General features: G+C 52.9%; 10 protein-coding genes and 1 pseudogene. 5 read left to right on the top strand and 6 right to left on the bottom strand.

The window, feature by feature from the left end:
• Positions 1-278, top strand: a 278-nt coding sequence (locus tag S1OALGB6SA_RS02685) for an argininosuccinate synthase domain-containing protein (RefSeq protein WP_195910259.1), incomplete at its 5' end; no start/stop codon positions are given.
• Positions 275-397: a hypothetical protein gene (locus tag S1OALGB6SA_RS10775; protein ID WP_306766977.1), complete on the top strand. Its 123-nt coding sequence runs from the start codon at positions 275-277 to the stop codon at positions 395-397. The genes S1OALGB6SA_RS02685 and S1OALGB6SA_RS10775, both read left to right, overlap by 4 nt.
• Positions 398-842: 445 nt before the next feature.
• Here S1OALGB6SA_RS10775 and S1OALGB6SA_RS02680 read toward each other — a convergent pair whose 3' ends face one another.
• Positions 843-1,943 carry a LacI family DNA-binding transcriptional regulator gene (locus S1OALGB6SA_RS02680; protein WP_124032470.1) on the bottom strand — a complete coding sequence of 367 codons (1,101 nt, stop codon included), beginning with the start codon at positions 1,941-1,943 and terminating at the stop codon, positions 843-845.
• An 81-nt stretch (positions 1,944-2,024) separates the two neighbouring features.
• Here S1OALGB6SA_RS02680 and S1OALGB6SA_RS02675 point away from each other — a divergent pair, with 81 nt between their 5' ends.
• On the top strand, positions 2,025-3,437 hold the full coding sequence (locus S1OALGB6SA_RS02675) for a sedoheptulokinase (protein WP_124032469.1): 1,413 nt from the start codon (positions 2,025-2,027) through the stop codon (positions 3,435-3,437).
• Here S1OALGB6SA_RS02675 and S1OALGB6SA_RS02670 read toward each other — a convergent pair.
• Genes S1OALGB6SA_RS02670 through S1OALGB6SA_RS02650 form a run of 5 tightly spaced genes read right to left on the bottom strand, consistent with a single transcriptional unit; the run spans position 3,429 to position 8,852 of the window.
• Positions 3,429-4,274, bottom strand: coding sequence for a sugar phosphate isomerase/epimerase family protein (locus tag S1OALGB6SA_RS02670; protein WP_124032468.1), 846 nt, complete (start codon positions 4,272-4,274; stop codon positions 3,429-3,431). The genes S1OALGB6SA_RS02675 and S1OALGB6SA_RS02670 overlap by 9 nt on opposite strands.
• Entirely contained in the window at positions 4,271-5,311 is a 1,041-nt protein-coding gene (locus S1OALGB6SA_RS02665) for an ABC transporter permease (RefSeq protein WP_124032467.1), read from the bottom strand. The genes S1OALGB6SA_RS02670 and S1OALGB6SA_RS02665 overlap by 4 nt, the downstream gene beginning before the upstream one ends.
• A complete protein-coding gene (locus tag S1OALGB6SA_RS02660) occupies positions 5,301-6,332 on the bottom strand; it encodes an ABC transporter permease (RefSeq protein WP_195910258.1) in 1,032 nt (343 codons plus the stop codon). Before S1OALGB6SA_RS02660 ends, S1OALGB6SA_RS02665 begins: the two co-directional genes overlap by 11 nt.
• Positions 6,325-7,818 (bottom strand): sugar ABC transporter ATP-binding protein, encoded by a 1,494-nt coding sequence (locus S1OALGB6SA_RS02655; protein WP_124032465.1) that lies wholly within the window; start codon positions 7,816-7,818, stop codon positions 6,325-6,327. The genes S1OALGB6SA_RS02660 and S1OALGB6SA_RS02655 overlap by 8 nt, the downstream gene beginning before the upstream one ends.
• Before the next feature lie 56 nt (positions 7,819-7,874).
• Positions 7,875-8,852: a substrate-binding domain-containing protein gene (locus tag S1OALGB6SA_RS02650; RefSeq protein ID WP_124032464.1), complete on the bottom strand. Its 978-nt coding sequence runs from the start codon at positions 8,850-8,852 to the stop codon at positions 7,875-7,877.
• Positions 8,853-9,360: 508 nt separating this feature from the next.
• On the opposite strand from S1OALGB6SA_RS02650, the gene S1OALGB6SA_RS02645 reads away from it, so the two are divergent.
• The gene (locus S1OALGB6SA_RS02645) at positions 9,361-10,638 is read left to right on the top strand and encodes a galactokinase (protein ID WP_124032463.1); all 1,278 of its coding nucleotides are present in this window, start codon (positions 9,361-9,363) and stop codon (positions 10,636-10,638) included.
• A 138-nt stretch (positions 10,639-10,776) separates the two neighbouring features.
• Positions 10,777-11,015: pseudogene (locus tag S1OALGB6SA_RS10540) on the top strand (diphosphate--fructose-6-phosphate 1-phosphotransferase); the annotation flags it as partial.

Genomic DNA, 11,015 nt, shown 5'->3' with positions numbered 1-11,015 from the left:
ACAAGGATTTGATGGCATATGTTAGAAGTACACAATCAGCCGTAACCGGAAAGGTAAGAATGCGTCTTGAAAAGGGCAATATTGTTATGCTGGGTAGAAAATCACATTTATCTATTTATGATCAGAACATTGCATCCTATGAAAAATTCGATGGCTTTGATTCCAACACAGCTATAGGTTTCATTCGATTACACGGCCTTGAAACTCAAGTACAAATTGATAAACAGAAGAATATCATCTTCAATACACCAAAGGGCCTAAAGGGTGTTGAACAATGAAAGATGCTGTGGTTTTCCTGTTTAGAAATGAATCAGCTATCCATCTAGACAATCTGCTACAAGCGATTAACACGATTTTCGCGTTGAAGAATTCATTGATGGCAGCCAATACCGCGTAGAGATGATAGCTAAAAACGGCACTCCCTATTTAAATATACAGGAAATATCTTAAATTACTGTTCAGATTCTGGTGGCAGTGAATTGCGGCCTGATAATCATACTGTATCAGAGTCTTTTATTATATCTTCTTGTAACCAATTGGCCTTCAATACAGCTGAAAGCACCAAAATCTACCATATTGAATTTTATGTAAACGACTCTCAGGATGTTCTTTTCGGAGAGATGGCCGTCCGACCCCCGGGGCTTATATTACGCCTCTAATGAACTATTTACGCAATACACGGTACGTCGATCGATGGTTAAAATCTCTTTTATGAGGAGAGTTGCAAACCTGGCGCTTCTATCCTTGATTCTTCGATTCTGGTAGGCGCGAAAACATGCGGTAGGGGCCTCGTGAACGCAGCACGCTGTTCAGTGCGAGAGAGAGCGATTTCCCCTGAGTTCTCATTTGGAGATAGATGACGCACGAATCATGAACTCCGCTTCTATCAAGATTTCCCGCGGTGCCTGATGGGGGCGCTCCAGTCTGCTCAGCATCGCATCGATCGCCGCATCACCGATTGAATCACAGGGCTGGCGCATCGTAGTTAGGGGCACGCGCACAAGGCGAGCGTATTTCAAATCGTCAAAACCGGTGATGCGAACATCATCGGGCACCGCAATGCCGAGTTCCTCCAGCGAAAGCATAAGGATTGCCGCCGTTTCATCATTGACGCACACGAGGTCGCGGGCGCCCGATTTCAACATAGCTGTCACCTCTTCGTGATTCTCCGGATCGATTGAATGAATCCAGTGTTTCTCTGGCGATATACCGGCCGTCAGGAGACTCAGCCGGTAGCCGTGGATGCGCCGGTCGGCGGTCGTTGCGGTAAATGGACGCGTTACAAAATCGATCCGACTTTTTCCTTGTGAAAGAAGGTGATCGGTGGCAACCCACGCGGCCCTGATGTTGTCGATGCCGACGATATCGAAATCGCCCCGCTCCGGAAAGGGCAGGTAGTCGGCATCGAGAAGAACCACCGGAATCTGGCTCTCTTTGAGGTGCCGAATCATCTTGCGATTCATCTCGGTATGAGTCGATTCGAGCTCGATGGGCTGGAAGAAGATGCCATCAACACGACGCGTCACATGCCCTTCGAGCGTCTTTAACAGCGTTGCCAACGATTCTCCCTCCGTCCGTGAACCTCCCCAATTCAACGAGTAATCCTCCGCTGCGGCCCATTCGGCGATTCGGGCGCAGATTGGCTCCAAAATCTCACCCCTGCCGAGTCCTGGTACAATCAACCCGAACGTCAACTGCTTTTCACTCGACGAACCGAACGTAACAAAACTTCCCGACCCAACGCGACGCTCTACCAGCCCACCGGCCACCAGATCGTTCAGGGCGCGGCCTACCGTGGGCCGGGAAACGCCATAGGCGTCCGCCAGTTCCCGTTCGGCCGCCAATCGCGATCCCGGCGGGAGCAGACCCAAGCGAATCTTTTCACGAAGATCCCTGCTGATGATTAGGTGTTTCTTCATCGACTCGCTGGTCTGATCCGTCATACGCTGCTCCAAGTATTGACAAATGCTTAATCCAATGTATCTAATGATATATCCAATTCAATACATTGGAAAGGGTATTTCATGCGTTTTTCTGGTAGACTCGTACTCGGACTCGACTTAGGCACAACCTCAATATCGCTTGTTGTTGTCAATCTTCAAGATGGATCTAATCACTTCGTTGAATCGACCCCCCACAACGCAGCCCTCCCACCCGATGTTCGCGGCGCAAGTATTCAAAATCCTGCAGTTCTTCTGCAGAAAGCTGACAAGCTTGTAACAGATTTATGCAAGCAATACCCCGAAATAGATGCGATTGGAATCACCGGCCAGATGCACGGCATACTGCCAATTGATTCCGACGGACTCGCTGTCGGTCCCGCCTACACCTGGCTGGATGGCCGCGCCGCCGTGTTCTCCGATCAGATGCAAAACGAGCTGGGCGCCATTGTCCCAGTTGGCTACGGTGCAGGAACGCTCTATGCGCTCTCGAGATCTGGAACACTCACCCCGAATGCCACTGCGATTGCGGACATCCCGGCGTGGATCTCCGCTCGGCTCACCAGGAATGCCACAGTGACAACCGGAAGAGGGCTGGCGCACAGCATTGGATTCTTTCTTTCGACGGAGGGGGAGTTCGATTCGAAGCGCTGGAACATGATTGCCGATATCACACTGCCACAAGTGGGAAAAGATGCGACGTTCGTAGGCAAGACCGCATCGGGAGTTCCGGTGTGTGTCCCCGAGGGCGACAACCAGGCGAGCTTCCTCGCGAGCGTTGCGGACCCGGAACGGGCGATTTCCTTCAACATTGGAACGAGCGGTCAGGTGAGTCTCGTACAGCCCGCGAACACAATCAACACCCGCCACCCTGTGCTGGATGCGCGCCCGTTTCCAGGTGGGAAGATGCTTTTCGTTGGAACGAGTCTGAGCGGCGGCAAGTCTTTCGATCTTCTCGCCGAAATCGTAAACGAAATCGCTAAACGGGCCGATGGTGGCGCGATCAACCCATTCGCAGCACTCAACTCCCTTGAGAGACCCCGACATCCCCTCTCCGTTGATACGCGCTTCGCGGGGACACGGGGAAATCCCGCGATACGCGGTTCGATTATGGGGATTGGGCTGGACAACTTCACTCTCTCCCACCTGTACTGGGGATTTGCGACGGGTGTGATCGACGAATTGATCGAGATGCTGGGTTCCTTCGTTTCCGTGCTGGAGCCTACGGAGAGCTACATTGCCATTTCGGGGAACGCCCTCGAGCGCAGCGTAGCGCTTCGGACGATTCTTGCAGATCGCCTGGGGCGTCCTTTGCGGTGGCCTGACCAGTCGGAGGCGGCAGCTCGAGGCGCCGCGATACTGGCTGCAGCAGCGCTCAACGGCGGAACAGACTGCCTTCCAGAGCTCCAATCGCGGATGATTAACTACCGCAATAATGCCCGCGCGCCGACACTCCGGCGTCGTTTAAAAGAAACGAGGGAAACCTGTCTAGAATAGCCCGTACCCTTTCGCCTTGCCCTCCAGAAACGCGATTCCGTCCCTGATGAGCGCTTCAGGATCCTTCACGATATCGCGCCACATGCAAGTGGCCCGGGCGATGTCGGCGTTGAGCTTAACGAACGATTCCATAACGAGAGGGCCGGCAAACCCAATATCGGATAAGGCGCCAAATACATCGTCCCAGTCGACTGTCCCCTTACCGGGCGTGCCCCGATGACTCTCAGAAAGATGAATGTAGCCGAGACGATCGCCGGCTAGGCGGATGGCCGCCCCGAAGGAGTCTTCCTCGATGTTGACGTGGTAAGTGTCAAGGTGAATAAACACATTGTCGGACTCAATCCGATCCAGGAGTGTGATTGCCTGCTCCGCAGTGTTCACGAGGAAGGTTTCGTACCGGTTTACCGGTTCGATTCCCAGTTTGATGCCGCGATCCTTCGCATAGTCTGCAACAGATCTTAGTACTTGCGCGATCACTTTGTAGTCCTTTTCGTTAGGCGGGCGCCCGGGGAGTTCTCCGAGCGTTCCATACAAAACACCGGTCAGCGTGTCGCCGCCTGCGGATTCGATTGCGTCTATAGCGCTTCGAAGGAACGGTTCAGCGAGATACGGCCGTTCTGGAAGACTCTTGTCACTTGGCAGGCCCAGCGAATAGGTTGCGCCAACAGCGTGTTCGTCGAGAAGCACTTTCGTGGCTGCGCCGTCAAATCTCTCGGGGCGCAGTAACGGGATTTCAACGAAATCCAGCCCAATTCGCGCCGCTTCTGAGATAACGCGCCTGCTCGTCGTGTCGTTCCATTCGGGCTCCCATACAAATGCGTGTGCTCCAAATTTCATTGCTGCATCCTCGCTCTTTGAAGTTGTTTTCGCTTGCGTTCCCATTTCTGGTGCTGGTAGTAGCGGTATGCGATAACACCCACAAGCATCGCACCCCAGATGGCAACCGTCGCAAACGAGCGTACACCCAGAAGGTTCAACCCATTCGTCACCGCCTGGAGGATCACCATGGCCATCACCAGCCCCAATACCTTGCCAAATCCCCCGAAAGGATCGGTCCCCCCAAGCATACAGATGAGAACGGTAGAAAGCAGCAGAGATGACCCCTGCCGCGCGTTTGCCGAATTGAAACGCGCGAGCATGACAACCGCGGCGATTCCCGCAAGAACGCTGGAGATAACATACGTCTTCAATAGTACACGCCGCACGTTCACGCCCGAATACGCCGTTGCGGTCGGGTTGGACCCCACGAAGAAGAGGTGCCTGCCGTAGGGACGTCGGTGGAAGATGATCGCCATAACAAGAGCCACAACGAGAAAGATAATCATATGAATCGGAAGGCCAAGGATTCGAGCGTTCCCTATGAGAAGATACGCCTCCGGCATTGAAGAGATTACAAATCCCCTGGTAATCGCCAGGGTAATCCCCTCGTAGAGAATCATCGTACCCAGGGTAGTCAGAACTGCCGGAACCTCGACGTAGCCGACCAGAAAGCCGTTGAGCAGGCCAAGAACAATGGAAACTATCATTCCAAGGGCAATCGCCCCCACAATGATTATGATTGTCGTGCCGCCACCGGCGCCCTGCGGGAACACCCCTTTCAGGAAGAGCGCCATAATAACGGCGGTCAGATTCGCCGAACTGATGATTGACAGGTTTATACCCGCCGTCACCATCGGAACCATCATCGCGAGGGAAAGCAACCCGAGTTCGGGCATCTGCGCAAGTAGATTGGTAATGTTGTGCGCTCTTAGGAACCTGCCACCGGTCGCCACTGTCATGATAGCCAGAACTACAAACAGGAGCCATGGCAGAGCCGCTATATCCTGGTTTCTGTCGTGCCACGATTGGTAGCGCTTCACGAATTCAGCGAACATCGATTATTCGCTCCTTTCTCCGGGCGAGCAATGCTCGAAGGGAGGTAACACTGATGCTGGCAAGTACAACTGCGCCGATGAATACCTGGTGCCAGTACGCCGGGATTCTCAGCAGTGTGAGCGCGTTGGTGATAACTGTAATCAATAGAACTCCCAGGAGCGTTCCGCCTACCGATCCCGCGCCCCCGAATATGTTCGCTCCCCCAAGAACCACTGCAGCAACAACATCGAACTCCCGTCCCACCAAAGCGTTGGGAGCCACCGTTTGCGTATCGAGCGCCTGAACAATGCCCGCAAGGCCCGCCAGTAGTCCCAGGAACGAATAGGCGAAGAGGCGCAGCCGGAAGAGACTGAGTCCTGAGCGACGCGCAGCCTCGATATTTCCTCCCAACGCAAAGAGATGCCTTCCCAGTTTTGTGTACCGCAATACGACAACCGCAACGATCGCGACCGCTATCCATATCAACGTCAGATACGACAACCCGAAGGTTGCTCCGTTCTCATCTACAAACGCGAAGACAAACCCCTTTCCGACACGATCAAACCAGTCCGGGAAGTTATAGATCCACGTTCCACCGGATATAATCTGGAGCACGCCGTAGTAGATATTCAGATTTGCAATGGCAACTATGATCGAAGGCGCTTTCAACCTGTGGATGAGCACCGCATTGACAGAACCAAGCAACATACCGACAGCAATCGGAATGAGCAGCACCACGAGAATCGGAACGTTTCCCTTCGAAACAAGGGCGAGCGCCATGAGATACTGCGCGACGGTGGCCGTTGCCGTAAAGGAGATGTCCAGTCCGCCCTGAATGAGCACAAAGAGAAAACCGATGGAGAGTATCCCGGTGAACGCCGATGTACGTAAGATTTGAAGTGCGTTGCGTGCGGTGAAGAACCGGGGGCTGATTATCGAAACGACGGCAACAAGGACAAAAAGGATAATGAAGAGGTACGTCTCGCTCCGTGTGAAAGCTCTGGATATCACGTTTCGACGTGAGGTTTTCCTGTTATGCAAGGTTGAATTTCTCCAGTAGCGTAGCCTCGGCGTCGGAGCCGGGCAGAACTTCATCCAGAACTCGACCGCGGTCCATTACGAGAATTCTGTGGCAGTTGTCCAGGACTTCGTGCACTTCGTCGGAAATTAGAACAATCGCGATATCGCCTCGCTCGGCAAGTTGTTTGACAAAACGATGGACGCTGTCCTTCGCGAACACGTCGATACCCACGGTCGGCTCATCGAGAATCAGGATTCGCGGATTGGTAGCCAGCCACTTGGAAAGCACAACTTTCTGCTGGTTGCCGCCGGAAAGCGTTTGCACTGCAGCGTCGAGGGACGGCATCTTGATTGAGAGGCGCTCAATCCACTCTCTGGAAAGTGATTCGCTCCGTGAATGATCCAGCAATCTGAACGCCCCGATCACCTTTTCCAAGATGGTGATTGTGATGTTCGCAAGGATTGACTGGGGCATGATGAGCCCCTGGGTCAACCGGTTTTCGGGTACGTAGGCAATTCCGGCGCGGGTTGCAGCGGCGTTGCTGTGGACCCTGACTCGTTTTCCGGAAATAAATATCGATCCCGACTCGGGGGGATTCATCCCGAAGAGGCTCAGAGCCAACTCGGTCCGCCCTGATCCGAGGCGGCCGGTGATGCCAAGAATCTCCCCGGCTCGCACCGAAAAGGAAATGTCCTTGTAGTTGCCGCCCCTGGAAAGCTTCTCAACCCGGAGAAGCTCCGGCGCGCCGCTTCTCACGGGCTTCGGCGGCTCGCTAACAACCTCTTGACCGGTCATCAGGAACACCAGTTTCTTCTGGTCTAGCTCTTTCGGCTCAAACACGCCTATCTTTGCACCATCGCGAAACACGGTGACGCGCTCCGCGATTTCAAAGATTTCGTTGAGTTTGTGGCTTACGAAAAGCGTTGCGATTCCCCGCTCCTTGAGCGTGCGAATAGTCGCAAAAAGCCGGTCGACTTCTACGCGCGTCAGCGATGCGGTCGGCTCGTCAAGAATCAGCAGCTTAATGTCGCCGATGATCGAACCGGCTATTTCGACCAGTTGCTGTTGGGCGATGGAAAGCGAAGATACGAGGCGATCGAGATCGAGTTCCAACGCGATCGAACGCATGGCCGACACTGCACGGTCTTCAACCGCCTTCCAGTTGACGAACGGTCCCCTCGTGTCGCCGTAGAGACCGAACGCAATGTTTTCTTTGACAGTCAGATTTGGAAAGAGCGAAAGATCTTGGTAGATGACACGCACCCCTCGGTCAATTGCGTCTTTGGCGTGCATAGCGGTGATCCTTGTTCCGTTGATCACCATGGTAGCCCCGGGTTCCGGCTGAATAACTCCGGAGATTATCTTAATCATTGTCGATTTGCCGGAACCATTCTCCCCGACGAGACAATGGATTTCGCCCTTCTCAAAGGCGAAATCCACATTGTTGAGTGCACGAACACCTGGGTAAAACTTACTTACGTTGCGAAAATCTATGAAGCTGTCCATCACACTTCTGTGAACCCGGGATTCGCCCATGCTTCGTTCTTCCCTCATCCTCTCGACTAAAATCCGAACATATCCGCATTTTCGGCGGTAACTTCGGAAGGCGCGTGGAACGTCACCACCGTTCCGTCGATCGCCGGAGTTCCATATTCGGGCAGATCTCCAACATCTGCAATCGTTCCACCGGAGAGCAGATGGCGCACTAGATACGCCGAATCACGGCCGATTCGGTACGGATTGCTGATGTAGTTGGCATCGATAGATCCCTCTTCCAGGTATGACTTCGCCTGGCTCGGTACTGAACCGCCCACGATCGCAATGTCATCACGGTTGAGCGACTTCGTTGCTTGCGAACCACCGATGGCGCCGAGGCTGCCGATGTAAATCATTCCTACGAGGTCGTCGTAGGCTGCGGCCAGTTCAAGTGTCCGGTTCTGAGCGTCCTCGACACTCTCCGAACCTTCGAGGCGACTTGTCACCTGATAGAGCCCCGGATAGTTCTCTTCCTGATGCTTGACTGCCATATCGGCCCTCTGATTGTGCGATGTTACGGTAAGACCACCAACCATGATAGCATACCCGCCTTCGCTTCCCGCTTCACGAACAAACAGTTCCATCATGTCGGCACCGTAGCGTTCCGCGATTAAGAACTCGATGTCCATGTCAGCATTTTGGATACCAGGCGCTTCCTGCGAAACCATGAGGATGCCAGCTTCCCGGCCGCGAGCCATGATTGGCTCGAGTACCGCCGTGTCATTGGGAACGACAACAATCGCATCCGGTTCTTGCGAAATCGCGTCTTCGAGGATGCGTGCCTGGGCGGCGGGGTCGGTATCGGGGGCACCAAGCACGCTGATCTTGAGATCGCCGATCTCGGCCGCGTAATCCTCAAAACCGTTTTCCATGGCAGTGAACCACGGGATTCCTACGAGCTTCGGAATAAACACGATCTCGTAGGCATCATCGTCTCCCCGCGAACACGTCGATAAGCTGAATACAGCCAACAATACCACTACAATTAACAATGTCTTTCTCATGAACACACCTCCTTCTTGAGACTGACTCCAGTCAGTATAGAACAGACTGCATATTTGTCAACTCCAATTGGTCATTCCTTTCTTCACAAGGGATTACCAAATAGATTACCACTTTGTCGATTGGTAATGTCTATTTGTCAGTTTTTTAATTATCACCTTCTTCTTCCACAACCGCCAAATCTGGCTCTGCGGTGATCTCCTGGGGGTTTGTCTCAGGTCACAGCCAACGGAGAGTGTTTACAATCCGGCCTTGCCGACACTACCACCCTGATTACTTCTCTTCTCAAAGATTGGCAACCCAAATAATCCCTTTCGCCTGGATTACCAGTACCTTAAGCGGCGTGGTGGCTGGCTGTGCCCTTGGAAGCGAACGCACTCGAACATGCTCTCTAAATGGTTAACAGTCAGATGATGAAATGGGAAATGCAACTCATTATCGCTAAGCAAAATATATTGATATAAGATGTATAAATCATCCCCATAAGCCCAGACTCAGCATGGAGTGATTATGGCCAAGTCAGATTTTCTCGAAAAGTTTGAGAATATTGAAACAATATTCAATGATATCTACAGCGGCGAAGATGGTAACTTCCACTTAGAACGATGGATCAGACTAACTGAGTTTCACGAAAACCGTTACAACGATTCCTCGCCCAGACTCTTCTCCGCCCCAGGACGCACCGAACTCTCCGGCAATCACACTGATCATAACGGGGGAGTTGTACTAAGCGCAGCGATACAGATGGATACAATAGCCGCGGTTACCCGGGAAAAGGGAGGAGGTGGGAATCTTGTCGAAATAATCTCTGAAGGGTATCCACCGGTAAACGTCAATCTCTCTCAACTAGCAAGGGTGGAGGCCGAAACGGGCACCAGCGACGCTCTTCTTAGAGGAATTGCCGCTTCCATTGTACGCCGAGGCGGGCGCATTGGCGGTTTCAGAGCCAGCACAAGCAGCAGGGTGCCAAAGGGCTCGGGGCTAAGCTCGTCGGCCGCATTGGAAATACTGATTGGCTCAATTTTTAACGAACTCTGCAACGATGGACGTTTCACCCCGGTGGAGCTGGCGCAGATGGGACAGGAGGCAGAGAAAAATTACTTTGGCAAACCCTGCGGTCTTATGGACCAAATTTCTTGCTCCGTGGGCGGCGCTCTTCTTATCGACTTCGCGCAGGCGACTACTCCCGATATTCATCAAGTTAACTTCAATCCTCTAGCCGCGGGTTTCACACTCGCAATACTCGATTCCGGCGGCAACCACGCTGATTTAACTGCCGATTATGCAGCCATACCAGTGGAGATGCGCGCCGTCGCATCGGTTCTCGGAGCCAGATATCTTGGAGAAGTCGATGAAAGGAGATTTATGTCCAGCATTGGAGAAATCAGGAAAAAATGCGGCGATCGAGCCATTTTACGCGCCCTGCACTTCTTTAACGAGAATCGCCGTGTTCATTCCATGGTGAGAAGCTTGGAAAGGGACGATATCGAGGCTTACCTGGAAGGAATGCGCCAATCTGGCAATTCGTCCTTTCGCTTCCTGCAGAATGTGTTTCCGCCTGGCCGCATTGCCAACCAATCGCTCTCTCTGGCGCTGGCCCTGAGCGAGAGTTTTCTAGGCGAATCAGGAGCAGCCAGGGTTCACGGAGGCGGTTTCGCCGGGACGATTCAGGTGCTCATACCAAGCAGCAATTACTCGCAATACAAAAAATTCATAGAGGGATACTTTGGCGAGGGCGCTCTCATTCCACTTTCGATTCGACGGCTTCCAGCCGGTGAGCTGCGGTGAGTTTTGTAAGTTCATTGCATTCGATGGAGGCAGAGACTTGTCTTAAAGGTAGATACCAGAGGTCAACCCTGCTTGACCAACACCCCATTAATCATCCCATTATTGGGTGTATTGAATATCTTATAAGGAACTTCCAGAATGCCCAGTCTACTCCAAAAAGCGCGTCTTGATTACAAACCAAAGTTGCCCAAGGTGCTTCGTGCGCCGATCGGAAGCATATCTATCGCATGGGGCGAAACCACCGAATCAATGGCCGACCAGAGCAAACTACGCGAGCTATTTCCACACACCTACGGCGCCCCAATCGTCAGGTTTATCGAGGTGACGAATACCAAACCGTCAAACCCCAGAAAAATCGGGGTAGTCCTCTCAGGCGG

It is taken from the genome of Olavius algarvensis spirochete endosymbiont (assembly GCA_900608495.1).
Taxonomy (GTDB): Bacteria; Spirochaetota; Spirochaetia; order DSM-2461; family DSM-2461; genus UBA2779.
Note: the sequence above shows the minus strand (reverse complement) of the source record. Positions and strands in the feature narration are given on the sequence as shown.

Excerpts from the sequence above, each read along its gene's own strand:
- S1OALGB6SA_RS10775 (WP_306766977.1), top strand. The coding sequence starts at position 275 with ATGAAAGATGCTGTGGTTTTCCTGTTTAGAAATGAATCAGCTATCCAT.
- S1OALGB6SA_RS02675 (WP_124032469.1), top strand. The coding sequence starts at position 2,025 with ATGCGTTTTTCTGGTAGACTCGTACTCGGACTCGACTTAGGCACAACC.
- S1OALGB6SA_RS02670 (WP_124032468.1), bottom strand. The coding sequence starts at position 4,274 with ATGAAATTTGGAGCACACGCATTTGTATGGGAGCCCGAATGGAACGAC.
- S1OALGB6SA_RS02650 (WP_124032464.1), bottom strand. The coding sequence starts at position 8,852 with ATGAGAAAGACATTGTTAATTGTAGTGGTATTGTTGGCTGTATTCAGC.
- S1OALGB6SA_RS02680 (WP_124032470.1), bottom strand. The coding sequence starts at position 1,943 with ATGACGGATCAGACCAGCGAGTCGATGAAGAAACACCTAATCATCAGC.
- S1OALGB6SA_RS02655 (WP_124032465.1), bottom strand. The coding sequence starts at position 7,818 with ATGGACAGCTTCATAGATTTTCGCAACGTAAGTAAGTTTTACCCAGGT.
- S1OALGB6SA_RS02645 (WP_124032463.1), top strand. The coding sequence starts at position 9,361 with ATGGCCAAGTCAGATTTTCTCGAAAAGTTTGAGAATATTGAAACAATA.
- S1OALGB6SA_RS02665 (WP_124032467.1), bottom strand. The coding sequence starts at position 5,311 with ATGTTCGCTGAATTCGTGAAGCGCTACCAATCGTGGCACGACAGAAAC.